At 66.8% G+C, this 25804-nt stretch carries 25 protein-coding genes and 1 pseudogene; 16 read left to right on the forward strand and 10 right to left on the reverse strand.

What is annotated here, in order from left to right; all coding sequences use genetic code 11:
• Positions 1-697, reverse strand: a pseudogene (locus tag AC1DCF_RS18785) (hypothetical protein); the annotation flags it as partial.
• A gap of 248 nt (positions 698-945) precedes the next feature.
• Between AC1DCF_RS18785 and AC1DCF_RS18790 the strand changes: the two are divergent.
• The 4 genes from AC1DCF_RS18790 to AC1DCF_RS18805 all read left to right on the forward strand — a co-directional run bounded on the left by AC1DCF_RS18790 (position 946) and on the right by AC1DCF_RS18805 (position 5176).
• Positions 946-2091, forward strand: a complete 1146-nt coding sequence (locus tag AC1DCF_RS18790) for a heme/hemin ABC transporter substrate-binding protein (protein WP_477212306.1) — start codon at positions 946-948, stop codon at positions 2089-2091.
• Positions 2084-3274, forward strand: a complete 1191-nt coding sequence (locus AC1DCF_RS18795; protein WP_477212307.1) for a FecCD family ABC transporter permease — start codon at positions 2084-2086, stop codon at positions 3272-3274. The genes AC1DCF_RS18790 and AC1DCF_RS18795 overlap by 8 nt, the downstream gene beginning before the upstream one ends.
• Entirely contained in the window at positions 3271-4053 is a 783-nt protein-coding gene (locus AC1DCF_RS18800; RefSeq protein WP_477212308.1) for a heme ABC transporter ATP-binding protein, read from the forward strand. Before AC1DCF_RS18795 ends, AC1DCF_RS18800 begins: the two co-directional genes overlap by 4 nt.
• 205 nt (positions 4054-4258) lie before the next feature.
• Entirely contained in the window at positions 4259-5176 is a 918-nt protein-coding gene (locus AC1DCF_RS18805; protein WP_477212309.1) for a ribokinase, read from the forward strand.
• Between the two features lie 92 nt (positions 5177-5268).
• Here AC1DCF_RS18805 and AC1DCF_RS18810 read toward each other — a convergent pair whose 3' ends face one another.
• The 3 genes from AC1DCF_RS18810 to AC1DCF_RS18820 all read right to left on the reverse strand — a co-directional run bounded on the left by AC1DCF_RS18810 (position 5269) and on the right by AC1DCF_RS18820 (position 7012).
• Positions 5269-5862, reverse strand: coding sequence for a hypothetical protein (locus AC1DCF_RS18810; RefSeq protein ID WP_477212310.1), 594 nt, complete (start codon positions 5860-5862; stop codon positions 5269-5271).
• A gap of 23 nt (positions 5863-5885) precedes the next feature.
• Positions 5886-6542, reverse strand: coding sequence for an SAP domain-containing protein (locus AC1DCF_RS18815; RefSeq protein WP_477212311.1), 657 nt, complete (start codon positions 6540-6542; stop codon positions 5886-5888).
• Positions 6543-6646: 104 nt separating this feature from the next.
• On the reverse strand, positions 6647-7012 hold the full coding sequence (locus AC1DCF_RS18820) for a sterol carrier family protein (RefSeq protein WP_441791884.1): 366 nt from the start codon (positions 7010-7012) through the stop codon (positions 6647-6649).
• A 125-nt stretch (positions 7013-7137) separates the two neighbouring features.
• Here AC1DCF_RS18820 and AC1DCF_RS18825 point away from each other — a divergent pair, with 125 nt between their 5' ends.
• Positions 7138-7371 (forward strand): hypothetical protein, encoded by a 234-nt coding sequence (locus AC1DCF_RS18825; protein WP_477212312.1) that lies wholly within the window; start codon positions 7138-7140, stop codon positions 7369-7371.
• Positions 7368-8648 carry a phosphoribosylamine--glycine ligase gene (gene purD / locus AC1DCF_RS18830; protein ID WP_477212313.1) on the forward strand — a complete coding sequence of 427 codons (1281 nt, stop codon included), beginning with the start codon at positions 7368-7370 and terminating at the stop codon, positions 8646-8648. Before AC1DCF_RS18825 ends, purD begins: the two co-directional genes overlap by 4 nt.
• 106 nt (positions 8649-8754) lie before the next feature.
• Here purD and AC1DCF_RS18835 read toward each other — a convergent pair whose 3' ends face one another.
• The gene (locus AC1DCF_RS18835; RefSeq protein WP_477212314.1) at positions 8755-10362 is read right to left on the reverse strand and encodes a DHA2 family efflux MFS transporter permease subunit; all 1608 of its coding nucleotides are present in this window, start codon (positions 10360-10362) and stop codon (positions 8755-8757) included.
• Between the two features lie 174 nt (positions 10363-10536).
• Here AC1DCF_RS18835 and AC1DCF_RS18840 point away from each other — a divergent pair, with 174 nt between their 5' ends.
• On the forward strand, positions 10537-11508 hold the full coding sequence (locus AC1DCF_RS18840) for a phosphoribosylaminoimidazolesuccinocarboxamide synthase (RefSeq protein ID WP_477212315.1): 972 nt from the start codon (positions 10537-10539) through the stop codon (positions 11506-11508).
• Positions 11509-11527: 19 nt separating this feature from the next.
• Here AC1DCF_RS18840 and AC1DCF_RS18845 read toward each other — a convergent pair whose 3' ends face one another.
• On the reverse strand, positions 11528-12391 hold the full coding sequence (locus AC1DCF_RS18845) for a glycosyltransferase family 2 protein (protein WP_477212316.1): 864 nt from the start codon (positions 12389-12391) through the stop codon (positions 11528-11530).
• Between the two features lie 195 nt (positions 12392-12586).
• On the opposite strand from AC1DCF_RS18845, the gene AC1DCF_RS18850 reads away from it, so the two are divergent.
• Positions 12587-12961, forward strand: a complete 375-nt coding sequence (locus tag AC1DCF_RS18850) for a VOC family protein (protein ID WP_441791878.1) — start codon at positions 12587-12589, stop codon at positions 12959-12961.
• 152 nt (positions 12962-13113) lie between these two features.
• Positions 13114-13983, forward strand: a complete 870-nt coding sequence (locus tag AC1DCF_RS18855; RefSeq protein ID WP_477212317.1) for a VOC family protein — start codon at positions 13114-13116, stop codon at positions 13981-13983.
• A gap of 33 nt (positions 13984-14016) precedes the next feature.
• Here the strand turns inward: AC1DCF_RS18855 and AC1DCF_RS18860 are convergent, their stop codons facing one another.
• Positions 14017-14718, reverse strand: a complete 702-nt coding sequence (locus AC1DCF_RS18860) for a TetR/AcrR family transcriptional regulator (RefSeq protein WP_441791876.1) — start codon at positions 14716-14718, stop codon at positions 14017-14019.
• Positions 14719-14969: 251 nt separating this feature from the next.
• Here AC1DCF_RS18860 and kynA point away from each other — a divergent pair, with 251 nt between their 5' ends.
• The 5 genes from kynA (at position 14970) to purQ (ending at position 19448) form a co-directional block, all read left to right on the forward strand.
• On the forward strand, positions 14970-15824 hold the full coding sequence (gene kynA, locus AC1DCF_RS18865) for a tryptophan 2,3-dioxygenase (RefSeq protein WP_441791875.1): 855 nt from the start codon (positions 14970-14972) through the stop codon (positions 15822-15824).
• A gap of 133 nt (positions 15825-15957) precedes the next feature.
• A complete protein-coding gene (locus tag AC1DCF_RS18870; RefSeq protein ID WP_477212318.1) occupies positions 15958-16893 on the forward strand; it encodes an amidohydrolase family protein in 936 nt (311 codons plus the stop codon).
• Positions 16890-18248, forward strand: coding sequence for a kynureninase (locus tag AC1DCF_RS18875; RefSeq protein WP_477212319.1), 1359 nt, complete (start codon positions 16890-16892; stop codon positions 18246-18248). The genes AC1DCF_RS18870 and AC1DCF_RS18875 overlap by 4 nt, the downstream gene beginning before the upstream one ends.
• Positions 18249-18477: 229 nt before the next feature.
• Positions 18478-18750, forward strand: a complete 273-nt coding sequence (gene purS, locus AC1DCF_RS18880; protein WP_477212320.1) for a phosphoribosylformylglycinamidine synthase subunit PurS — start codon at positions 18478-18480, stop codon at positions 18748-18750.
• Entirely contained in the window at positions 18750-19448 is a 699-nt protein-coding gene (purQ, locus tag AC1DCF_RS18885) for a phosphoribosylformylglycinamidine synthase subunit PurQ (protein ID WP_345068046.1), read from the forward strand. Before purS ends, purQ begins: the two co-directional genes overlap by 1 nt.
• 144 nt (positions 19449-19592) lie before the next feature.
• Here the strand turns inward: purQ and AC1DCF_RS18890 are convergent, their stop codons facing one another.
• Together AC1DCF_RS18890 and AC1DCF_RS18895 are read right to left on the reverse strand one after the other, a co-directional pair.
• Positions 19593-21254 (reverse strand): MDR family MFS transporter, encoded by a 1662-nt coding sequence (locus AC1DCF_RS18890; protein ID WP_477212321.1) that lies wholly within the window; start codon positions 21252-21254, stop codon positions 19593-19595.
• The gene (locus AC1DCF_RS18895; protein WP_477212322.1) at positions 21251-21943 is read right to left on the reverse strand and encodes a TetR/AcrR family transcriptional regulator; all 693 of its coding nucleotides are present in this window, start codon (positions 21941-21943) and stop codon (positions 21251-21253) included. Before AC1DCF_RS18895 ends, AC1DCF_RS18890 begins: the two co-directional genes overlap by 4 nt.
• 179 nt (positions 21944-22122) lie before the next feature.
• Between AC1DCF_RS18895 and AC1DCF_RS18900 the strand changes: the two genes are divergently transcribed.
• Both AC1DCF_RS18900 and AC1DCF_RS18905 read left to right on the forward strand, forming a co-directional pair.
• Positions 22123-23706, forward strand: a complete 1584-nt coding sequence (locus AC1DCF_RS18900) for an AMP-binding protein (protein WP_477212323.1) — start codon at positions 22123-22125, stop codon at positions 23704-23706.
• Positions 23707-23871: 165 nt separating this feature from the next.
• Complete coding sequence (locus AC1DCF_RS18905) at positions 23872-24333, forward strand: DUF3817 domain-containing protein (RefSeq protein WP_477212324.1); 462 nt, start codon at positions 23872-23874, stop codon at positions 24331-24333.
• A 142-nt stretch (positions 24334-24475) separates the two neighbouring features.
• Here the strand turns inward: AC1DCF_RS18905 and AC1DCF_RS18910 are convergent, their stop codons facing one another.
• On the reverse strand, positions 24476-25651 hold the full coding sequence (locus tag AC1DCF_RS18910; protein WP_477212325.1) for a zinc-binding dehydrogenase: 1176 nt from the start codon (positions 25649-25651) through the stop codon (positions 24476-24478).
• Positions 25652-25804 lie beyond the last annotated feature (153 nt).

Here is a 25804-nt window from a genome sequence, read left to right on the forward strand (position 1 = left end):
TGCCGGTGAACGTTCCGGCCAGCGGCGGGCGCGTGCCCGACGTCGCCGGGGCGGACGGCAAGAAGCCGGTGCCACGCACGGTGACGGTCTCGCCATCGGCGTTCAGACCGGTCGTCTTCGACACCGTCACCGTCGGAACCGGGGCCGGCGTCACCGGTGGCTCGGGCGACGGCACCGGAGTCGGCTCTACGGTGGGTTCCGGTGTGGGTTCCGGTGTGGGCTCCACAGTCGGCTCCGGCGTTGGCTCCGGCGTTGGAGGCGCAGCGAACCGCACCGGCGTGACGGTGTCCTCGCTCTTGTCAGAAATTCCGATGCCATGGGCCTTGGAGGTGTAGAAAGCGAAGCCGCCCTCGACGGGAGCCGGCACGGTCATGGTGGCGGTGAACGTGCCGTCAGTGGCCGGGACAATCACCTGGGTTCCGAGCATCTGCCCGGAAGCGGGGTAGAAGCCGGCCAGTCCGGCCGGTGCCAGCGCCAGGTAAAACCCCGGATCCACCGCCGCGAACCCGCTTCCCGAGACGGTGACCTGGCCGCCGCCGCCCGGGGCCTCGGTTGCGGTGACGGTCGGTGTCGCGGCTGCTTCAGCGGCGAGCGCCGGCGCTGCCGTCCCGACGGATGCACCGCCGACGAGAAGGCCGACGACAAGAGTCGCCAGTATCGTGCGGAACCGGTTCGCCGGCGGGGACGTGTGGATCATGGAACGAAAACTCCAGACATGGTGAAGTTCGCGCACGCCGACAGGCACGCCGAAGGCACGTCGAGGGCACGCCGGCAGGAACGCCACCGGCAGGCCGCACGACCGACGACGAGCGCACCGAAAGATGCGTCGCGGCGCTGCGCGAGAACCAGAACAAGGGAAGCCCCGCCAGGTTAGGTGAGGCTATGCTTACCGTAGGGGCTGCGCGAAGATGCTGTCAAGCTGAGGATAGGCTATCCTAAATAATTGTGCCCCTCTCCTCTTCGCAAAGCCGTCTGACCAGCGCTTTTTTCGCCGTCATCGTCGCCATATCTCTCGTCGGCTGCAGCGCGATCGCCACCGTCAAGCCGAGTGATTCCTCCGCTTCAAGCTCCGCTCCCGACTGCCCGGGTGCTGACGTTCCACTTTCCGAGGTGACGGCGGCCGGCCCGCCGACATCACTGATCGGGGAATCCACCGCCTGCCTGCCCACTCGTGCCGTCGAGCCGATCGTGAAGAATCCGGTGCCGGCACTGCCCGTCGCGGTGACCGACAACGATGGCAATTCCGTCACGGTGACGGATGTCGACCGCATCATCGCGATCGACCGGTCGGGCACCCTGGCCGCCACGGTCTTCGCGCTGGGGCTCGGCGACCGGGTGGTCGCCCGCGACAACTCGACCGAGTTCCCCGGCGCGGCCGACCTCCCCCTGGTGACCCAGAACGGACACGAGCTCGCGGCGGAGGCGGTGCTCAGTCTGACTCCGACCCTCATCCTCACCGACCGCACGGTGGGATCGCGTGATGTGCTCACCCAACTGCGTGAGGCGGGCATCCCGATCGTCGTGATCACGGCACAGCGCAGCATCGGTGACAACGAAATCCTGATCGATCAGGTTGCCACGGCGCTCGGCGTTCCGGAGGTCGGGCAGAAACTGAACGCACGGCTCGCCGCCGACACGGCCACCACCATCGCCGACATCGCAACCCTGGCCCCGACCGCAGTCGCGGATCGCCCCCGCATCCTCTTTCTCTACATGCGCGGGGCGGCGAGCATCTACTACATTTTCGGGGCCGAATCCGGTGCCGATTCCTTGATCGACAGCCTCGGCGGGATCGACGTGGCGTCGAAGATCGGCTGGCAGGGGATGAAGCCGCTCACGGCGGAGGCCCTCGTCGCGACGGCGCCCGACCTGCTGCTGGTGATGACGACCGGCCTCGAATCCGTCGGCGGCGTCGACGGCCTGCTCGAGAGCATCCCGGCGATTGCGGCGACCCCGGCCGGGCAGAACCGCCGCATCGTCAACATGGCCGACGACCAGGTGCTGGCGTTCGGCCCGCGCACGCCCGAGGTGCTCGATGCCCTCGCCCGGGCCATCTACGCGCCGGGCGCGGACGGGGCAAGCCATGACTGAGACGCTCGCCGGCACGCCGCCTGATTCGGCGCAAGACTCGACGATCGGCCCGCCGCCCGGTTCGGCGCCCGGTTCGGCGCCTGGTTCGGCGCCTGGTTCGCCTCCCCTCAAGCCGAACGCCAACCCCCGTGCGGTCCGACGCGCGCCCGGCGCCGCCCGGCGCGCGTGGCTATACACCGGCCTCAGCTCGGCTCTTTTGCTCGTCGTGCTCGTCGCGGCCGGGAGCGGGCAAGTTCAGGTCTCCCCCGCCGACGTGATCGCCTCGATCGGGCGGGCGCTCGGCCTCGACACCGCGCAGAACTCCTCCACCCAACTGACGGATGCCGCGCTCTGGACGATCCGCTTTCCGCGCATCGTGATGGCCCTGCTGATCGGCGCCGCCCTGGCCGCGGCCGGCCTGCTCATGCAAGCGGTGTTCGGCAACCCGCTGGCCGAACCGAGCGTGGTGGGGGTGTCCTCGGGTGCCGCGCTCGGGGCATCCGTCAGCATCGTCTTCGGCTGGACCTTCATCGGCGAATGGACCATCGCGGCCGTCGCGTTCGTCGCCGGACTCGTGACTACGCTGGTGATCTATCTGTCCAGCCGGTCGAGTGGCCGCACCGAGATCGTGACCCTGGTGCTCACCGGCATCGCCGTCAATGCGGTGGCCGGCGCCGGGCTCGCCCTGCTCACCTTTCTCGGCGACACCGGCGCGCGCGAGCAGATCGTGTTCTGGCAACTCGGCAGCCTGAACGGCGCCCGCTGGGAGCAGGTCGGGGTGATGCTGCCGCTGATCTCGGTCGGTCTGATCGTGGCCTTTCTGCTCGCCCGCACGCTCGACCTGTTCTCGCTCGGCGAGCGCAGCGCCCGTCACCTCGGCGTCAATGTGGAGCTCGTGCGCATCGTCGTGATCGTCGTCGTGGCCCTCCTGGTCTGCGCCGCGGTCTCGTTCGCCGGGATCATCGGCTTCGTCGGCCTCGTCATTCCGCACCTCATGCGCATGATCATCGGCCCGGCCCACCTGCCTCTGCTGATCGCGAGCGTGCTCGGCGGCGCCCTGCTGCTCGTCACGGCCGATCTCGTGGCGCGCACCGCGGTACCGATGGCCGATCTGCCGATCGGCATGCTCACCGCGCTCGTCGGCGGCCCGTTCTTCTTCTGGCTGCTGCGACGCACCCGGCAGCGCGAAGGGGGCTGGGCGTGAGCGCGCCCGCTCTGGAAACGGAGGCCGTCACCGTCGAGATCGACGGACGTCGCATCATCGACGCGGTCAGCTTCATCGCCCGCGCCGGCGAGGTGCATGCGTTGATCGGGCCGAACGGTGCCGGAAAATCAACCCTCCTCGGCGTGATCGCCGGCGACCAGGCGGCATCCGCCGGCGGCGTGAGAATCAACGGCCTTCCGTTGGAGGAGGTGTCGTTGCGGGAACTCGCCCGCCAGCGCGCCGTGCTGCTGCAGGACCACACGGTGTTCTTCGGATTCACCGTGCGCCAAGTCGTCGAAATGGGCCGGGCCCCCTGGGCGCGCACCGCTCAGGAAGACGACGACGACTCCCTGGTGGCGGCGGCGCTCTCCGCCGCCGACGTTCGGCACCTCGAGCAGCGCCGCATCCCGTCGCTCTCCGGCGGCGAGCGTGCCCGGGCGGCTTTCGCCCGGGTGCTGGCGCAGAACACCGGCATCCTGCTGCTCGACGAGCCGACGGCCGCGCTCGATCTCGGCCATCAGGAGGCCGTGCTGCAGGTGGCGCGCGACCGCGCCAGGGCCGGCCACGCGGTGGTCGTGGTGCTGCACGATCTGACCCTTGCCGCGGCCTGGTCCGACCGGATCACCCTGCTGGAGCAGGGGCGGGTGGTGGCCAGTGGAACCCCCGACGAGGTGCTCACCGCCGAGCGGATCAGCGCCGTCTACCGGCATCCGGTCGAGGTGATTCGGCATCCGTCGAGCGATGCACTGCTCGTGGTTCCGGTGCGGCGGGCCGGCTAGCACCGTATTTTCGCCGTGAGGGGTCGCATATCGACCTTCCCGGGGTCAACGAGGGTCGATGTGCGACCCCTCAGCGCGGTGTTGCCTCGGATGCGTGCGACGTGCGAGGCGCCCGCGTCACGCTTCGAAGCCGCCGGAGGCGGCGGCGCCGAGCCGAGCAAGCCTCGAGATGCGAACAGCTCGCGTGGACTGGCAGACTGTGCGGATGACTACGATCGCGGTGCTCGGCAGCGCCAATATGGACCTTGTTGTTCGTCAATCTCGACTTCCGCTCCCGGGCGAAACGATATTCGGATCGGGCTTCAGCACGGTTCCCGGCGGCAAGGGATTGAACCAGGCGGTCGCAGCGGCGCGACTCGGCGGTTCCGTTGAGTTTCTGGGGGCGGTGGGCAGCGACTCCTACGGTTCTGAACTCCGCGCGCTGATGACGACCGAAGGCATGCGCACCGAGGGCCTGGCCACGACGGATGCCCCCACCGGCACCGCGCACATCTCGGTTGTCGACTCCGGCGAGAACTCGATCGTGGTGGTGTCGGGCGCGAACGCAACCGTCACCTCACTCAGCGAGCCGCAGCGCGCATCCATCGAAGGCAGCGGCTATCTCGTGATGCAGTGCGAGCTGCCGTTGTCGGTGCTCGTCGAGGGAATCGCGATCGCCCGCGCCGCCGGCGTCTTCACCGTGCTCACGCCGGCGCCGGTCATGCCGCTGCCCGACGGTTTTCTGGCCTCGGTCGACCTGATCGTGCCGAACCAAATTGAAGCCGCCGAACTGACCGGCGAGAGCGACCCTGTGGCGGCCGCCGAAGCGCTGAGCGCCGGCAACACCTGGGCGATCGTGACCCTCGGATCGCAGGGCTCGGTCATCGCGCACAACGGAACCGTGCTCGGCGTCGCGCCGGCCCGCCCGGTGAAGGCGATCGACACGACGGCCGCCGGTGACACCTTCGTCGGCTCACTCGTCGCGCGCCTGGCGTCGCGCGCGGACCAGACCGCTGCCCCGACCGAGGACGAGATGATCGACGCCGTGCGTTGGGCGACGACCGCCTCATCGGTCTCGGTCACGCGGGCCGGCGCGACCAGCTCGATGCCGACCCTCGCGGAGGTCGCGGCGATCCTCGCCTAGCGCCGTACTTGGCCGTGAGGCGCCAACTTCTGCTAGTCGTGGTCGCCCGCAACGAGCAGAAGCTGGCACCTCACGGGAGAGATCCTGCTTGTCTAGCCGGCGAGTGGGGAATTGGCGACGATCTCGTCCAGTCGGACTGTGTCGTACGCTGCGAACCAGTGACCGTCTGTGAAAAGGTAAACGAAGATCGCTCCCTCGCGATCTGCGGTGTCGCTGTACAGCTCTCCATCGCCGCTCGGCGAAGCGATGAATCCGTCGGCAACGAGTGCCGCTTTCTGCACGGATGCCTGCTCCGCGTCGATCGGGGAGAATCCATATATTTCACTGACGCGCATTCCGTTGCTCACCGGGCAGAGCACCCCACCGTTGTCGACGAAGAGAGCAAGAGCGCTGCTCTCGTCGCGAGTCTTGTTCACGTACCAATCGATGCCCGCCTGATCGGGGAGACCGAAGGTGCTCGCAGCAAACTCCGCCAGGCTTGCAGGTTCGAGAAGACTCTCACAGGTCACCACGCTCGCCTCAGCGGGGGCTGGGGTCGGCGCCGACGGAGTCGCCGATGGGCCCGATTCTGTCGAGTCTGTGGCAGTCGGCTCCACCGCTCCTGGTTCGGCTTCGGCAGCGCAGCCGGCAAGGCTGAGCAAAATTCCCAGGGAAAGGACGATTGGGGCCAGGCGACGGATGCTCATATGCCGATCCTATTGACTGGCGGCTATCGACCGACGGCGCACCTCGGCCCATCATCGCTGCGCAGGTCGGCCGGGAGCGAACGGTGTCGCTTCCACGCCCGCAGCATCCGCTCACGGTCGCCGCCCGGATTCTCCCGGTGCCAATCGCGAGTGAAACGGTTGAGCTCGAACTGCGGCGCGATGTCGGAGGGCTCGGCGTCACGAGTGTTCGCCCAGTGAGCGAGCGCGTCGGCGAGGGTCGCGGTACCGTCAGCGGTTGCGAAGAACTCGCGCATCGGCGCATCGAAATGAAAGCCCGGCCCGAGTTGATCGGTGAACCAGACTCGAAGTATCTGGCTGCACCGCTGGCCGCGCGGCACAACGGTCCGGGCAGAAACGGGTTCCTTCAGCTGCCGTCCGGGCGCCGCGCGCGGGGCGGCAGCGGGCTGCGCACGACCCTCGAGAAACGCGCTGATTCGGCTGGCCAGCACGAGCTTGCCGCCGGAAGTGGGAAGTCCAAGGGTGCGGCTGAAGGCGGCGAGCTCGTCTTTCGTCCAATACCAGCGCGCGAACTCCGGGCCGCCCAGCGTCGCGGAAAGGTCAGGTCGCTGCGGCAGGCAATCTGTCACCGCGCGCTTCGACTCACGCTCGCCGGGCGGCTCCGTTGCTTCGGGAGCGACCCCGTCCGTCCTGATCTGCACGTCGGGCGTGACCTGCACGTCAGGCGGGACCCGCGCGTCCGGTGGGACCCGCGCGTCCGGTGTGACCCGCGCGTCCGGCCCCGCCGCCCCGCCGTCGCGCCGGTTCAGAAGCCGACGATCGGTAGCTCGCCCGACAGGTCGGCCCGCTGACCCGAGGCATGGATGCGGCCGGTCGCGATCCCGTCGGACCACACCAGCCGGCTCGTTGCGAGTTCGAGCCAGGTGGCGGCATCCATCTCGACGACGTTCGGCGGTGTTCCCCGCGTGTGCCGAGGACCCTCGATGCACTGCACGGCGCCGAAGGGCGGCACCCGCACCTCGAGGGTGTTGCCTTCGGCCTTCTCGGCCAGCAACTGGAGGGTGTAGCGCACGGCCAGGGCGCGCACGTCGCGCGGTGCGACATCCGGTGCCCCCGCCCATTCGCGCACTGCGCTCAGTCCCGCCGGGTCGTCGATTCTCGCTCGTGCCATGCCTCAATTGTCGCCCGTGCGTCATCCCCGGCCTACCGGTCCGCGCTCGCGTGCACACGCCGGGCACGCCCGTTGCTCGCGAGTTGCCACAGATAGCCCCTTGAACTCGCTCGAAGGGGCTATCTGTGACAACTCGCGGACGGATACCGGCTCCCGCTGGCCGCGTTGCTCCCGCCGATGTGTGGCTAACTCCGGCAATCCTCGCTGTCGACAGACTGCACCCGCGTCATTCCGGGCCCGAAACCAGACAGAATCTGAAATTCCCGGAGTTAGCCACCACCGGGCAGGGCAAGCCGACGGATGCCCCCGCCCACGACGACGGGACGGCGACAGCCGCATCCGGTAACCTGAACCAGTGAAAATACTGGTTCTTGGCTCTGGTGCCCGCGAGCACGCAATCATCACCGCACTGCTTCGTGAAGCCCGAAGCGGCGAGCCTCGTCACGAGGTCATCGCGGCGCCCGGCAATGCCGGAATCGCCGCCGACGTTCCCGTCGTCGCGCTCGACGCGAACGACCCGGAAGCCGTCACCAACTACGCCATCCTGCACAGCATCGAGCTCGTCGTGATCGGGCCGGAAGCCCCGCTCGTCGCCGGTGTCGCCGATGCGCTCCGCACCCGCGGCATCCCCGTCTTCGGGCCGGGCAAGGCCGCCGCCGCCCTCGAAGGCAGCAAGACCTTCGCCAAGCGCATCATGGATGAGGCCGGTGTTCCCACCGGCCGCGCCGTGCGCGCCGGCACCCTCGCCGAAGCCGAGGTGGCCCTCGATGAGTTCGGTGCCCCGTACGTCGTGAAGGCCGACGGCCTGGCCGCCGGCAAGGGCGTGCTCGTCACGTCCGACCGCGACGCCGCGCTTGCCCACTCCACTTTCTGGTTGCAGCACGGCAGCGTGCTGATCGAGGAGTTCCTCGACGGCCAGGAGGTCTCCCTCTTCCTGCTCAGCGACGGCCACAACGTGCTGCCGCTCTCCCCCGCGCAGGACTTCAAACGCCTCGCCGACGGCGACGCCGGCCCGAACACCGGCGGCATGGGCGCCTACTCCCCGCTGCCCTGGCTCGACACCCAGTTCGGCAGCGAGCAGGCCTTCGTCGACGAGATCATCGAAACGGTCGCCCTGCCCACCGTGCGCCAGCTGGCCGCCGAAGACACCCCGTTCATCGGGCTGCTCTACTGCGGGCTCATTCTGACGGATGCGGGCATCCGCGTCATCGAGTTCAACGCACGCTTCGGTGACCCCGAGACCCAGGTCGTTCTGCCGCGACTGATCACGCCGCTCTCCGGTCTGCTGCTGGCCGCCGCGCTCGGTGAGCTCGCACACGTCGCCCGCCCCGAGTTTTCAACGGATGTCGCAGTGACCGTGGTTCTGGCCAGCGAAAACTATCCGGAGACCCCGATCACCGGGCGTCCGATCACCGGACTCGACGCCGCATCCGCCGTGCCCGGCGTCTCGATCGCGCACGCGGCGACCCGACTCGACGGCGACACCTTCATCGCAACCGGTGGCCGCGTGCTCAGCGTCGTCGCGGTCGGCAGCGACTTCACCGATGCGCGGGCTCGTGCCTACGACGCGATCAGTCAGATTGCGCTCGAGGGTGCGCAGTTCCGCACCGACATCGCCGCGCGCGTCGCGAACTGAGTCGGGCAAGGCCTCAGCACGAATCCTCAGTAACGGAAGAGGGGCCGGGCATCCGCACTGTGCGAATGCCCGGCCCCTCTTCTGAATTGCGCGACAGCGCCCGCGCCTACTTCGTGGGCACTGGCTCCGACTCCGAAACCGGCTCCGACGCGTCCGCCAGCACGTCGCCGGAAACGGATGCCGGCACCTCGCCAGAAACGGATGCGGCCACGGTCCCCGCAGCGGGTGCGGGCACAACTGCCGCAGCAGCTCGCGGCCCCCACGCCACCGGCGCCGGCTTGACGAAGAACAGCACGGCCACCGCGCCGATCAGCGCAACGGCCGCCGGCAGGAACAGCGACTGGCCCATGGCCGTGCTGAATCCTTCGTGCAGCACCTCGGGCAGGCCACCGGCCCCGCCGGCTCCACCCTGGGCAGCCGCACCGGCGCCGGCCGGAAGCTCGGCGATGAGACGGGCCTGCATGATGGCGGCGATTCCGGCGCTGCCGAGCACCGCACCCATCTGACGGGTCGTGTTGTAGACGCCCGAACCGGCACCGGCGTCCGCCGGGGCCAAGTTGCGCGTCGCCGTGGTCGACAGCGGAGCCCAGATACCGGCGTTCGCCACACCGAGCACGGCCATCGGCAACAGCAGCACCCAAATCGGGACATCCGCCGACATGATCGAGCCGAGCCAGAACAGGCCGCCGGCCAGGCACAGCAGCCCGACGAGGGCGACCCACTTGGGGTTGACCTTGTCAACGAGCTTGCCCGAGACCGGGGCGAGGGCGCCGGAGATGACCGCCATCGGCACCATGAGCAGCGCCGACTGGGTGGGGGTCAGTTCGCGCACGGTCTGTGCGTAGATCAGCAGCGGCAGCGACATCGCGGTGATCGAGAACCCCACGGCGGTGATTGCCACATTGGAAAGCGAGAAGTTGCGTTCACGGAAGAGTTTCAGCGGGAGCAGCGGCTCACCCTTGTTGATCGACTGCCAGTAGACGAAGGCAGCGAGCACGAGGACACCGGCGCCGATGAGGCTCCAGACGCTGATCGGGCCGACAATCGTGCCCCAGTCGTAGTTCTCGCCTTCCTGAATTCCGTAGACGACCAGGAACAGGCCGACAGCGCTCAAGATGACACCGAGGATGTCGAAGCGGTGTGTGTGCGTCGGAAGCGTCGGCACCAAGCGCCACGCGAAAACGAACGCGATCACGCCGATCGGCAAGTTGATGAAGAAAATCCATTCCCAGCCGAGGCTGTCGACGATCACGCCGCCGAGGATCGGCCCGACGAGAACGGCGATTCCGGCAACGGCGCCCCAGAGGCCCATCGCCTGGCCGCGACGATCCGGCGGGAAAATGCGGGTGATCACCGCCATCGTCTGCGGCGTCATCAACGCCGCGCCGACGCCCTGCAGCACGCGGGCGGCGATGAGCATCTCAATCGAGCCCGACAGACCACACCAGACGGATGCCGCGGTGAAGATCACGAGACCAATCAGGTAAATGTTCTTCGGGCCGAACCGGTCGCCGAGGCGCCCGGTGATGAGCAGCGGCACCGCGTAGGCGAGCAGATAGGCGCTCATCACCCAGATCACCGAGTTGATGTCGGCGTCGAGGCCGACGATGATTGCCGGCGTGGCCACCGAGACGATGGTGCTGTCGACCAGAATCATGAAGAAACCGAGCACGAGCGCCCAGAGGGCCGGCCAGGGTCTAACGACGTTTTGCATTGAAAAGTCCTTGCTGAGGTGCGTAATACCGGGCTGATGCCGGCAGATGCCGGGCGACAATGGGCCGGCTGCCACTCTCGCGTGCGCCTCGAATGGGGCCCTCCTGCGAGCGGAGCATCCCCTCCGCAGAAGGGGCCTTCAGTAGCGTACGCGCAGTTGCGCGACAATGGAGACGTGACTATCGAGAATCAGCCGCCCGCATCCGTCGCCGTCGACCTGCCCGGGTGGCGCCACAGCTACTCCGGCAAGGTGCGCGATCTGTATCTTCCGGACACCACCGGCACGGATGCCGCGGCAGAGTCCGCGCCCGGCGGCCGGATTCTCGTGGTCGCCAGCGACCGCGTCAGCGCCTTCGACCACGTGCTTGAACCCGGCATCCCCGGCAAGGGCGAGCTGCTCACCACGCTCAGCCTGTGGTGGTTCGACCAGCTCGTTGACGTTCCGAACCACTTGGTTCCCGACCACGCGATCGCCAACGGCACCGCGGCCAGCCTCATCCCCGACGCCGTGGCCGGGCGCGCGATGCTCTGCAAGACCCTCGACATGTTCCCGGTCGAGTGTGTCGTGCGCGGCTACCTGACCGGCTCCGGCTGGAAGGAATACCAACGCGAGCAGACGGTGTGCGGCATTCCGCTGCCCGCCGGACTGCAGAACGGCGACCGCCTGCCCGAACCGATCTACACTCCGGCCTGGAAGGCGCCGATGGGCGAGCACGACGAGAACATCTCGTTCGAGCGCACCGTCGAGCTGGTCGGGGCGACTGGAGCCGCGGCACTCCGCGACGCCTCCCTGTCGATCTTCGCCACCGCATCCGCGATCGCCGAGAAGGCCGGTGTGATTCTGGCCGACACCAAGTTCGAGTTCGGCGCCGACCCCGAGACCGGCGTCATCACGCTCGGCGACGAGGTGCTCACGAGCGATTCGAGCCGCTACTGGGATGCCGAAGCCTGGCAGACCGGCACGACTCCGGCCGAGCGGATGGCCAGCTTCGACAAGCAGATCGTGCGCGATTGGCTCGCCGCCAACTGGGATCAGACCGGCACCCCGCCGCTGCTGCCGACGCACATCGTCGAGCAGACGGCGGCACGTTACCGCGAGCTGCTCGAGCGCCTGACCTCGTCGCCCAGCGGGAGCAGCGACCAGTAGTCCGAATCTACAGACGCGACTAGTCGGCTACGGCGAGGGTTGGCGTCTGAGGGACGCCTCCCCAGAGCTGGGCGGTGTGGTGCTCGTGCAGGCGTCGTTCGGCATGCAGTGCCGGGTAGAGGGCGAGGAGCACGACCATCGGGGTCAGAAGGCGTGGGTCGTGGATCCCATGGGCGGCGTAGGTGCGCTTGAACCTTTCCACGTAGTAGACATAGTCGCGCGGCGCCGAGTCGAGTCGGCGGGCCGACATTCCGGCGACCATGGCGGACACGTAGCCGACGGTGAAGCCCTGCAACGCCAGGTGCACGGCGAGGTCGAGGTCTTCGTGCATCAGATCCTCGCGGTCAGCGCAGACCTGGTCGCGCACCGCGCGCCAGGCATCCTGTGTGATCGCCATATTGGTGCCGAACAGGAAGACGTACTTGCCGGCGAGCTTCACTTGGAGCTTGCGAAACGCGTCGTCAGCGTGATGACCGAATTGCTTCATCGGCATGTCGTAGTATTCGACCGACCCGCTGGCCGCGGCGAAATCGCCTGCTGCGAACGCACGCTGGACCTCTTCCACCCAATTCCCCGCGATCATCGAATCGGAATCGATGCGTCCGATCACGTTGGAGGTGGCCGCGTCGAAGCCCGCGTTTCGGGTGGGGGTGATGCCTTGCTCGGCGTCCTGGCTGATGATTCTGATGCCCGCGTTCGGGAACTCGGACTGCATCGCCTCGACGAGGGCCTTGGTGCCATCCGTCGAGCGGTTGTCCACAACGATGATCTCGTGGGCGGGGACCGTCTGATCGATCGCCGCCAGGAGGCACTGCCGGATGCCGGCCTCTTCGTTGTAGGCGGGGATGACAATCGAAACGGTGGGCAGAATCGGGTCGTTCACAAAGCCGTCCTCACGGTGAAAAGGCAGCTGCTCGTGCGGACACGGCACTGACCGGGCGGACTGCGCACGGTTGCGGCAGGCGAGAAGTCCCGGAGCCCCTGCAGGAGCCTAGCGAAAAGATCAGCGACGCACCGAGCCGTCTGGCTCGTCGCAACATCTCGGTCCCCGTCGGTGGGTGCGCGTAGGCTTCTGCACATGCGAATCAAAATGTGCAGCATCCACGTGGACGATCCGGCGAGCGCATTCGACTTCTACACCGAAAAGCTCGGCTTCGAAAAGCTAATGGCGATGCCGGAGTACCAGCTTTACGTCGTAAAGTCTCCCGACGACCCGCTCGTCGGGCTGCTTCTTGAGCCGAGCGACAACTCAGTCGCCCAGGCTTACAAGAAGGGCCTGCATAAGCTCGGCATCCCGGCGATCGTGTTCGGCACCGCCGACGTGCAGGCCGAATTCGAACGCCTCAGCGAGCTCGGCGTGCCGTTCACTCAAGAACCGTCAACGGATGCCGCCGGCACGACCGCCATCTTCGACGACGGTTGCGGAAACTTCATCCAGCTGCACCAAGACTGAGCGGGCCGCGCGATCCGCCGAGTTTGACACTTCCGGTCGAGTTCCCCTGTTGCGCCAGGCAAAGTCGACCGCAACACACAAACTCGGCGGAACGCCCGGCCGCAGAAACGCTCCGTCGGAATACTCACCCGCCGGCATCCGTTACCCCTGGCATGGCTCGATCTACAAATGAACTGCTGGCTGCCGACACCGGTATGGGCGCGGTAACCCTGCGCGTTGGAAATCTCGATGCGATGATCGCGTACTACCGCGACGCCGTCACGCTGACCGTGCTGAGCCACGAGGGACCGGTGGCTGTGCTCGGCCGCGGCACGACCCCGATCGTGATTCTGCAGCATGCCCCAGAGCTCGCCTCGCCGGAGCCCCGCGCGGCCGGCCTCTTTCACACCGCAATTCTGTTCGACACCCAGGCACAGCTCGCCGCGGCCGTCTACTCGATCGCCACCAAGCATCCCGGAACCTTCACCGGCAGCGCCGACCACCTCGTCAGTGAGGCGTTCTACTTCACCGATCCAGAGGGCAACGGCATCGAACTCTACTGGGACCGCCAGCGCACCGCCTGGAGCTGGACCCACGGCTCCGTCGAAATGGCCACCCTCTACCTCGACCCGAACGCGTTCATCAGCGAACACCTGACCGAACAGGGCCAGACCGACCCGTCGTTCGGCAACGCCGTCGTCGGGCACGTTCACCTCTCGGTCGGCGATGTGGCGAGCGCCCGCGCGTTCTACGTCGACCAGCTGGGCTTCGATTCCACCGCCGAAATGGGCAACTCGGCGCTGTTCGTCTCGGCCGGCGGCTACCACCACCACATGGCGATGAACACCTGGAACAGCTCAGGCGCCGGCAAGCGCCGTCTCGCCCTCGGGCTCGGCCAGGTCGACATCGTGGTGCCGTCGAGCGACGATCTCGGGGCGCTCGGCGAACGGATGTCCCACTTCGGCGTTGCGACCCGTCACGACGGTCAGGCCCTCAGCTTCGACGACCCGTGGGCCAACGTGATTCGGGTGCGCACGGCTTAGCCAACGGCCTCAGCCGGTGAGCGGAATGGCGCGCTAGTCGCGCGCGGAGCCCCGGGTCGCCCGGCGCTTCGCGCCCCGGGTCAGGCCGTAGACCGTCGCCTGAAACTCGTTCATGTTGAGCGGGCGTCCTGGCAGCTTCGGCCGGTCGAGTCCGGCCCCGCGCAGTCCGTCGAGGGCGATCGACAGCTGTCGGCGCCACTGGCCGCTGTAACCGTCGCCGAGGGTTCCGAGAGATCCGACCATCGTCACGATCATCGCCACGTCGACGGCGGCGACATCGCCGCGCAGATCGCCGTCGCGCTTGGCCTGCGCCACCAACGAGGTCAGGAATGTCTCGAATTCGACCGCGGGCCGGTAGGTCGGGTCGATGACCGCCATCCGTCGCAGAATCGGCGGGAGGGAGGGGTCGGCGACCAACCATTCGGCGACGCGTTCGGCATAGACGACGACGCCGTCCCAGGCCGTCGGCGCGGCGACGATTTCTTCACGTACGGTGCCGAGTTCGGCTAAAGCGATGTCGTAGAGCGCACGTACCAGGTCATCGCGGCTCGGGAAGTTGCGGTACAGCGTGGCCACCCCGACATCGGCACGGCGCGCGATTTCTTCGAGCGAAGCATCGACACCGTTTTCGGCGATCAAAGCCCGCGCCTCGGTCACCAGTCGCTCACGGTTCAACCGGGCGTCTTTGCGCCGTGGCTGAGCCGGTTCCTGGGCGGCGCGTGCAGACGATGTCATGAGGATGATTCTAGATCGCCTTTCTGCGTATGGCCGTTCCTTGCCCTGAGGCTACGCCACCCCGCTGACAGCGCCACCCCTCCGGCCCGCTCCGTCCCGCCGACTCCGCCCTGATCTGACGCATCGCCCGCGGCCGGGGTTGTTCGGAATTCTCCCAAATGTTGCGACTCGCGCCGGGAAGCCCAAGAATGCAGGGAACCGAATTGGGCCGGGCCGTCGTGCGTCGTGCCGAATTCAGAATTGGAGTACCAGTGGGCGTCGAGAAGAACACACGCGAGTTCGAACCTGAAATCGTTACCGACTTTCGTGACCGGATGAGCTACGGCTCCTACCTCGACCTCGACACTCTGCTCAGTGCTCAACGTCCGGTCAGCAAGCCGGCCCACCACGACGAGATGCTGTTCATCATTCAGCACCAGACCACCGAACTCTGGCTGAAACTTGTGCTTCACGAGTTGCGGGCCGCGGCCGCGTGGTTGCGCTCCGATCAGCTCGCCCCGGCGTTGAAGAGCATCGCCCGGGTCAAGCACATCCAGCGCACACTGACCGAACAGTGGTCGGTACTCGCCACACTGACGCCCACCGAGTATGCGGAGTTCCGCGGATTCCTCGGCAATTCCTCGGGCTTTCAGTCCTACCAATATCGCGCCGTCGAGTTCATCCTCGGCAACAAGAACCGCCGCATGCTCAGCGTCTTCGAAAGCGATCCGGATGCACACGCGCTGCTCACCGAGGTGCTTGAGGCTCCGAGCATCTACGACGAGTTTCTGCGCTATCTGCACCGCGCAGGGTTTGAGATCTCTGCAGACGTGCTGGAGCGGGACGTCACCGAGGCCTGGGTGCTGCACCCCGAACTCGTTCATACCTTTCGTGGCATATACGAGAATGCGAGCGAGAACTGGGCGGCCTATGAGGCCTGCGAAGAGCTCGTCGACTTGGAAGACAACTTTCAGCTCTGGCGTTTTCGGCATCTGAAGACGGTGCAACGCATCATCGGTATGAAGACCGGAACCGGCGGGTCGAGCGGTGCCGCGTTCTTGCAGAAGGCCCTGGAGCTCACCTTCTTTCCCGAGCTGTTCGCGGTGCGCACCGAAATCGGGACATGACTTCAACGGTCCTCCCTGGCTTCCTCGACGCCCATGCGCAACGCGAAGCGTTGCGAAAGGCGGCAGCCCTGACCCCGGAAGCCTCGAAAAGTGCCACGCTTCCCCCAGCCATCCGACGTCCCGGCCGTGTGACATGACTTCGACGGTCCTCCCTGGCTTCCTCGATGCTCATGTCCACCTAGCCCTGATCGACCCGTCGCTCCTCGTGCGCGGCGGAATCGCCCGCGTTCTCGATCTGGGCGGCTGGCCGGCATCCCCGGCAACGTCCGCGGCGCAGGAAGCTGACGCTCAGCTGCCCGATATCGCATTCGCGCACCAGTTCCTCACGGCGCCCGGCGGCTATCCGGCGCGCCAAGACTGGACGCCGCCCGGCAGCGTCGCCGAGATCGCGAACGCATCGGATGCCGCCGCGGCCGTCGACGCACAATGGGCGGCGGGGGCATCCGTGGTCAAGATCGCGCTCAACGCCGAATCCGGACCGGTGCCCGGAGACGACGTGTTGGCCGCGACTGTCGCGCGGGCGCACGAACTGGACCTGCCGGTTGTCGCCCATGCCGAGGGTCGCGGCCAGGCTGAGCGTGCGTTTGCCGCCGGGGTCGATGCGTTCGCGCACACCCCGTTCAGCGCATGGCTGCCCGACGGGATGATTGCCTCGATGGCCCTCTCGATGACCTGGATCAGCACCCTCGATATTCACGGCTGGGGTGACCACACCGAGGAGTTCGCTGTCGCGTCCGACAATCTGCGTCGGTTTCATCGGGCCGGCGGGCGCGTGCTCTACGGCACCGATCTTGGCAACGGCCCACTGCCGGTCGGGCTGAATCGACGAGAGATCGAAGCCCTGCTTGCCGTCGGTCTGACCCCCGAGAACGTGCTGAGCGCGCTGACCGGGCCGGGGCCCGGCGGTTCGCCTGCCCCCGAGTCAAGCCCGAACCAGCCCGTCGTTTCCGCCCACCCCGCCCGCATCACGTTCATTCCCGGCGCTCGCCCGAGCGATCCGACTGCATTCGTCGATTGGCTGTGCACCGCACGCGCCGTCAGCCGACTCGAACTCGAGGACCTGCAATGACATCCAGCTCCACCAACCCGTTCGCCGAGCACGCCGCCTCGAACGCTTCCTCACCCGGCCCCCGCGACGCGCACCTCGACTTCGCGCGCCGCAAGGACCGCATCGACGGCCTCGCGCACTACCGCGGCAAGTTCGTCGGAATCGAGAATGACGGCGCGGACCCCGACACGGCGCCCCCGCCCATCGTCTATTTCGATGGCAACTCCCTCGGTCGCCCAACCCGCGCCAGCGTCGAACGCATCACCGAATTCCTGACCGATGGCTGGGGCACCCGGCTCATCCGCGGGTGGGACGAAGAGTGGATGGAGCTCCCGCTGAAGATCGGCGACGCACTCGGTCGTGCCGCCTTGGGCGCGGCCGCCGGCCAGGTCTTCATCGGCGATTCGACCACCGTCACGCTGTACAAGCTCGCCCGGGCCGCCGTCGATGCGCGCAGCGGCCCCGCGTACCCCGGTCGCACCGAGATCGTCGTCGACACCGACAACTTTCCGACCGACCGCTATGTGCTGGAGGGGATCGCCGCCGAACGCGGCCTCACCCTGCGCTGGATCGAGCCCGACGGTTTCGGCGGTGTCACGCCCGAGCAGGTGCGTGCGGTCGTCGGACCGCAGACCGCCCTCGTCGTGCTCAGCCACGTGGCCTACCGTTCCGGCTTTCTCGCCGACATGCCGGCCATCAGCGCAATCGCTCATGAGGCCGGAGCACTCGTGCTCTGGGACCTCTGCCACTCGGTCGGTTCAGTCGCCGTCGACCTCGATGCGTCGGGCGCCGACCTGGCGGTCGGCTGCACCTACAAGTACCTCAACGGCGGCCCAGGCTCGCCGGCGTTCGGCTATGTGCGCGCCGACTTGCAGGGCGAACTCGCGCAGCCAATCCAAGGCTGGATGGGAACGAAGGCCATCTTCGAGATGGGCCCCGGCTATGTGCCGGCCGACGGCATCCGTCGCTTCATGAGCGGAACCCCCGCCATTGTCGGCATGCTCGCGATGCAAGACACGATCGCGATGATCGATACGGCAGGCATCGATGCGGTGCGAACGAAGTCGGTCGGCCTGACCGAGTTCGCGATGAGTCTGGTCGACGATTGGCTGGTGCCGCTCGGCGTGGTCGTGGCGTCACCGCGCGATCCGGCGCGACGCGGCGGGCACGTAACGATTGAGCATCCGGCGATGAACGAGGTCACCCGGGTGCTCTGGGAGCAGGACGTCATCCCCGATTTCCGCGGACCGGGGGCGCTGCGCATCGGTCTCTCGCCGCTGTCGACGAGCTACGTCGAGACGTATGCCGGAGTCGCGGCGATCCGCGATGCGCTGCTCGCGATCCTGTCTGCCGAGGCGCAGCACGGCGCGCACTAGTGGCCCGGGGGTCGAGCTTGTCGAGCGATGTACTGAGCTTGTCGAAGTGACCTCGCGCGATGCTCCTCTGACGCAACCCGTGTTAGAGGTCGGCTCGCCGGGTCTCGACAAGCTCGACCACCGGAACGTTCGACCACCAGAACGTTCGACCGCCGGAAGCGCGGCCATCGACGGCGAAGGCGGCAGGTAGAATCGAGGCATCCCATTCTCGAGCCCTGCGGAGTGCGCCATGCCGACCATCGTTGTTGAAGTTATGCCCAAGGCCGAATTGCTCGACCCTCAGGGAAAAGCCGTCGCCGGCGCCCTCGGTCGCCTCGGTAAGACCACATTCTCCGGCGTGCGCGTCGGCAAGCGATTCGAAATCACCGTCGACGGTGCTGTGACCGAAGCGGTGCTGGCCGAAGTTCAGGAACTCGCCGACACCGTGCTCTCGAATTCCGTCATCGAAGATGTCGTCGGCATCCACGTTGCAGAGGAAGCGGCCGCGGCCGCTGGCAACTAATGCGCATCGGCGTCGTCACCTTCCCCGGTTCGCTCGACGACCGTGACGCCCAGCGCGCCATCCGTCTGGCCGGTGCCGAAGCCGTCGCCCTCTGGCACGGCGACCACGACCTGCACGGCGTCGACGCGCTCGTGCTGCCCGGCGGGTTCAGCTACGGCGACTACCTGCGCTGCGGCGCCATCGCAAGCCTCTCGCCGATCATGACCGAGGTCATCGACGCGGCGAACAAGGGGATGCCCGTGCTCGGCATCTGCAACGGCTTCCAGATGCTGGCCGAGGCGCACCTGCTCGAAGGCGGCCTGATCCGCAACGACCACGGCTCCTTCATCTGCCGCGACCAGAAACTGCGCGTCGAGAACAACACGACCGCCTGGACCGGCGACTTCGAAGCCGGCGCCGAGATCACCATCCCGCTGAAGAACGGCGAAGGCGGATTCATCGCCTCGGCCGACACCCTGGCCCGCCTCGAGGGCGAAGGCCAGGTCGTCTTCCGCTACCTCGACGTGAACCCGAACGGCTCGCTCAATGACATCGCCGGCGTCTCGAACGCCCGCGGCAACGTCGTCGGCCTGATGCCGCACCCCGAGCACGCGGTCGAGCCCGGCTTCGGCCCCGACACGGATGTTGCCATGCGCTCCGGCGTGGACGGCCTCGCGTTCTTCACCTCGGTGATCACGCAGACCCTGGTCAACGCGTAACCCGCACTGACATGACGAAGGGCCCGGCGCGAATGCGCCGGGCCCTTCGTCTATCTCTCTCGTTGGTCGAGCCTGTCGAGACCCGGTGACCCGGTCTCGAGACCGGGCCGTGTGATCTCGACAAGCTCGATCACCGAATGAGTACTACTTGTCGCTGGCGCCCACCGGCACCGCATCGCCGGTGTCGTTGCCGGCGCCGGTGTTGGCATCGGCCAGAGCCGACGCCTCCGCTTCAATCAGCGCCTCAGCTTCGGCCTCGAGCGACCCGGCCTTCGGCCCACGATCGATCGTGGTCGCAAGCGGGATCTCCTTGACGAAGCAGAGCAGGATCACGGCGACCAGGATCAGCGGCACCATGTAGAGGAACACCGGCGTCAGTGCGTCGTTGTAGCCCCCGATGATGATGTTGCGCACCGACTCCGGCAGCCCCTTGACGACAGCGGGGGTGAGCGAGTTCAAGCCGCCTTCCGCCGACCCACCGGTTGCGGGCATCCGTTCGGTCATCAGCTCGGTGAGACGGGCGACGAACAGGCTGCCGACCACAGCGGAACCGAGTGAGGCACCGATCTGACGGAAGTAGTTGTTCGACGCGGTGGCCGTGCCGACCTCGGTGACGGGGAACGAGTTCTGCACGATCAGGATGAGGATCTGCATGCTCATTCCGAGGCCGATGCCCATCACTGCGAGGTACGCGCAGAGGATCCAGATCTCAAGATCGGGGGTCATCGTCGACATCAGCAGCAGCGAAAGGGCGACAATGGCGGTTCCGACGATCGGCAGCCACTTGTAGCGACCGGTCTTGCTGACGAGGGCGCCCGAACCGATTGAGCTGATCAAGAGAGCAGCCATCATCGGGATCATCATGAAGCCGGCTTCGGTGGCGTTGGCCCCGGTCACCATCTGCAGGTAGGTGGGGATGTAGGCCATCGCGCCGAACATCGCGACGCCGGTGATCAGACCGGCGATCGTGGTGAGGTTGAAGTTGCGGTCCTTGAACAGGTGAAGCGGCATGATCGGCTCGGCGGCGCGACGCTCCACCAGCACGAACGCGACACCGGCAATGACGGTTCCGGCGATCAGGCCGATGATCGTCAGCGAATCCCAGTCATAGGTCGTGCCGCCCCAGGTCGTGACGAGCACGAGGCAGGTGGAGGCGATGGCGAGCAGACCCATGCCGGCGACGTCGATGCGCGGCTTGGCGTGCTCGTACTTCGGCAGCTTCAGGAAGACGATGGCGGATGCGATGGCGAGAATTCCGAGGGGAATGTTCATCCAGAACGCCCAGCGCCAGCCAATGCCTTCGGTGAACCAGCCGCCGAGCAGCGGGCCGGCCACAGACGAGAGCGCGAACACGCCGCCCATGATGCCCATGTACTTTCCACGCTCACGCGCCGGTACGACATCCGCGATGATCGCCTGCGACAGGATCATCAAGCCACCGCCACCGAGGCCCTGAATGGCGCGGCCGGTGATCAGCCAGGTCATGTCGGGGGCGAGCCCACCGACAACCGAACCGGCGATGAAGAGTGCGATCGCGCCGATGAACAGGCCCTTGCGGCCGATCAGGTCGCCGAGCTTGCCATACACGGGAAGCATGATGGTCGACGCCAGAATGTAGGCGGTCGTGACCCAGAGCATGTGGTCGACACCGTTGAGCTCACCGACAATGGTCGGCAGCGCGGTGCTGAAGATCGTCTGGTCGAGCGACGCGAGCAGCATGGTGACCATGAGCCCGGCGAAGACGAGAAGGATGTGACGTTTGGTTTCTGGTGACGCCTGGGGTGGCGCCGTAACGGTGTCGGTCATGTGAGTCTTTCTGTTATCTCTCTGACGAGCGCGATCGCTCGGTGTTCAATCTCGGTGCGAGCGGTGTCGGCATCGGAGTCAGCTCCGGGTTCGCCGGCCGCCCATTCCTTCATTGCGACGCGCACGCCGCTGCTGCACAGGGCGAACATGATTTCGGCCCGGGCGGCTTGGCCCGCGGCGTCGGTGTCGGCGCTCGGGTTGCCGCTCGCATCGGCGCTCGCATCGGTGCTGAATTGCGGATGCTGAGCGAGAATTTCTTGCACGGCCAGGTTCAGTCGTTCGGCCATCTGCGTCATCTGCAGAAACTGGCTCGTCAACAGCTGCGGGTAGCGCCGCACCACGGTCATTCGATCCTGCTGGATGGTCGAATGCGACAATGGCGAACCGACCAGGCTGAGGAAGAAGCGCACAACCGACTCGACCGGTCCGAGCCCGGCGCTGTCGGCGAGGTGCTCGATGACGAGTTCGTCGGTCACTTCGACATGACGCACTCCGAGGATCGCCGCGTCTTTGCTTTCGAAATAGTTGAAGAAGGTGCGCGGCGAGACGTCGGCCAGTTCGCTGATCGCGTCAACCGTCGTCTGCTCCAACCCGTCGCGCAGCACGAGGCTGACGGCGGCGGCCTCCAACCGGGCGCGGGTATCCCGGCGCTTGCGATCGCGGAGACCGAGATTATCGGTGGTGTTCATAGGGCCATTCGTTTTGTTGACCGGTGGGCGGTTCTGTGCAGATCAATTATTGCACGACTGCAAGATTACATGATTGCAACGATGCAGCAGTGCACAATCAGGGAATTTTCAGCTAGACCAGCCGGCTGACGGGGGAGGAACCGGCATACTGTGCTCACCACAATCAAAGGAGATTGCTCGTGTTCAGAAGCCCCTTCCCCGATGTCGTGATTCCCGAACTCAGCATCTACGACTACCTTTTCGGAGATCTGGTCGGCGCCGATCTCGACCGGGTGGCCATCGTCGACGGGGCGACCGGGGCGAGCACGACCTATCGCACACTGATCGAGCACATCGACCGGGTTGCCGGCGCACTGGCCAATCGCGGCGTCGGGCCCGGCACGGTCGTCGGTTTGCTCTGCCCGAACATTCCAGCGTTTGCAAGCGTCTTCCACGGCATTTTGCGCTCGGGGGCCACCGTCACCACCATCAACTCGCTCTACACCGCCCAGGATGTGGCGAACCAGCTCGTCGATTCGGGCGCCACCTGGTTGTTCACCATCTCGCCGCTGCTCCCCTCCGCCCAGCCGGCCGCCGAGTCTGTCGGTTTCGACGCCGAGCATCTCATCGTGATCGACAGCGTGGCGGGGCATCCGTCGCTCGCCGATCTGCTGGCCGAAGCAACGGATGCCCCGGCGGTCACGTTCGATCCCGCCACCCACGTCGCTGTGCTGCCCTACTCGTCGGGCACCACCGGGCGACCCAAGGGCGTCATGCTCAGCCACCGCAACCTGGTCGCCAATGTCGAGCAGGCCAGAAACCTGCTCACGGTCGTGGCCGATGACCGACTGCTCGCGCTGCTGCCCTTCTTCCACATTTACGGCATGACCGTGTTGCTCAATCTCGCGTTCAAGCAACGGGCCCGGCTCGTGACGATGGCGAAATTCGAGCTGCCCGAGTTCTTGCGCATCATTCAGGACCACGCCTGCAGCTACGTGTTCATTGCCCCGCCGATCGCGGTCGCCCTGGCGAAGCATCCGCTCGTCGACTCCTACGATCTGTCGAGTGTGCACACGATCCTCTCCGGGGCGGCACCGCTCGACGGTGCGCTCTCCGACGCCGTCGGACACCGTCTCGGCTGCCGGATGCTGCAGGGTTACGGCATGACGGAGGCGAGCCCGGTCACCCACCTGATTCCGCAAGACGCGCTCGATCTGCCGCCTGGATCGGTGGGCTTCACCATCCCCAACGTTGTCTGCAAGCTGATCTCCACCGCGACCGGTGAGGAGATCGAGGTGCCGGCCGAGGGAGTGAGCGAACCGGGCGAGCTGCTCGTACACGGGCCGAACGTCATGCTCGGCTACCTGAACAACGAGCAGGCGACCGCCGAGACACTCGACGCCGAGGGGTTCCTGCACACCGGCGACATCGCCACGGTCAGCGCGGAAGGCGTCGTGCGGATCGTCGACCGCAGCAAGGAACTCATCAAGTACAAGGGCTACCAGATCGCGCCCGCCGAACTCGAAGCGTTGCTGCTGACGCATCCGCTCATTGCCGACTCGGCCGTGATCGGGGTGCTGGATGACGATGGCCAGGAGATTCCGAAGGCGTTCGTCGTGATCGTGGCCGGCGCGACGGTGACCGGCGATGAGGTGATGGCGTTCGTCGAGGAGCGCGTCTCGCCGCACAAGAAGGTGCGCCGAGTGGAGTTCATCGACGTCATCCCGAAGTCGAGCTCCGGCAAGATTCTGCGGAAGGACCTGCGGGTTCGGGTCACGTTGTAGCAGAAGCGGTGGTCGAGCTTGTCGAGACCGGGTGACCGGGTCTCGACAAGCTCGACCACCGGCGCGCACGAGTTCAAACTTTCGTTCGATGCGTCTCCCAGCGCCGGGCTGCGAGTATTGAGAGTCCCCCTCCCCCGTCTTGCCCATTTCTGGAGTGATGCCCCCGTGTCTCCACGCTTGTTCTACCGCACCGTCGCTATCGCTGAGGCGGTGACCTGGACACTGCTCATCACGGGCATGCTGCTCAAATATGTCGGCAACATGGGCGGCCTTCCGGTGCTCATCGCCGGATCGATCCACGGTTTCGTCTTCATCACGTATGCCTTGACCGCCGTGCTCGTCGGTGTCAACCAGCGCTGGAGCGTCAAGCTCATCGTCTTCGCCGTGTTCACCGCGATCGTGCCCTACGCCACGATTCCGTTCGACATCTGGCTCGACCGCAACCGCAAGCTCGAAGGCATCTGGCGCACGACGGCCACCGATCACCCGCGCGACCACACCTGGGTGTCCAAGCTGCTGCGCTGGTTCTTGAACCACCCGAAGACGCTTGTCACCCTGTTCGTCGTCGGCATCGTCGTGATCATGAGCGCATTCCTGATCGTCGGCCCTCCCGGCGGCTGGAAGTAACCGATCGACTGATCTACCGACCAACACGAACGGCCGGGCGGCAACGCCCGGCCGTTTCTGTATGCCCCCCCGTTTCGGTGTGCCCGATTGCGATTCCCCCTGGTTCCGGCCCACTCCCCCGTTGTGATTGGCCGTGATTCGGTTATTCGGCTGGATTCCCGGCTGCGTCCGGCCGCCTCGGATCGATTCCCACCCGCACGTCTTTGCCCGTCGACGCGTGAGCGAGCGCGGCATCCAGGTCATGCAATGCGAAGCGTTCGCCGACCAGCCCGGCAAACGGATGGCGCCGCCACGCGCCCGCCAAATAGGCCACGGCCCGCTCGAGATCGACGGCGGTGTAGTTGTGCACGCCCCGGATCGTGACGAGCCGGCGCACGATCGATTCCGGGTCGAGCGCAATGCTCGGGCCCGGCGAGACGCTTCCGACCAGGATGACGACGCCTCCGATGCCGACCGTGTCAATCGCCGTGCGCACCGCCGCCGGCGCGCCCGACATCTCCAGTGCGATGGAAATTTCGCCTCCGACCAGCACCCCGCCGAGCACGGCGGCCAGCGAGCTGGGTGAGGCCGGCCTCGCGAGCGGGTCGGCCACCGCCGCCGCACCGAACGCGAGGGCGCGGCGGCGACGTTCCGGATCGGGATCGGTGACGATGACGGTCGCGCCCGCATCCGTCGCCATCGCGCACGCCGTGAGCCCCAGCATCCCGGCGCCCGACACCAGAACGGTGGCGCCCGCCACCGGCACGAGAGCGGATGCCGCGGCAAGCGCCGCCGCCACGGTCGCCGTCGCGCAGGAGGCCGGCGCCGCGACCTCGGCCGGAAGCGCCTCGTCGACGATCACGATCGGCGATCCGGCGAGCACGTGGACGTGGGTGGCGAATCCGCCGCTCAGCTCCCAGCCGCGGTGCACCCGGTCGTGCCCATACTTGGCGAGCGTGCGGCATTTCTGCGTCAGGCCGGTACGGCACCGGTCGCAGACGCCGCAGCTGACGGTGACCGTCCAGATGATTCGGTCGCCGAGCGCCACGGGGAGCCCCGCCGCGGTGCGTGCGTTCTCGCCGAGTGCGACGACGCGGCCGATCTGCTCATGGCCGAGTACCAGCGGGGTCGCCGCCCCGCGATCCCCATGCACCGTGTGCAGGTCGGAGCCGCACACCGTGGCCAACTCAATTTCCACGAGCACATCGCCGGGGGCCAGCGACACTCCGGGAACCGCAAGCTGATCGTGCGGCTGGCCGACCCCCGACCAGACCATCGCGTGCGGAGATGGGCGCAGCAGAACGTCGACGCTGCGGCCCGTGAGTGTTGACTGGTGCATCTTGTTCCTCGGTTCTTGTGTTGAATCTTCGCTGGTTGAGGAGTGCGCGAGCTTGCGAGCACACGTCTCGAAACCTCGTGACCCGATCTCTGGGCCGTGGTTGCGTCCGGACGTCGGCTCGCTGGGCCACTTCGACAGGCTCAGTACATCGCT

This window comes from Leifsonia sp. 10L418 (assembly GCF_056395445.1).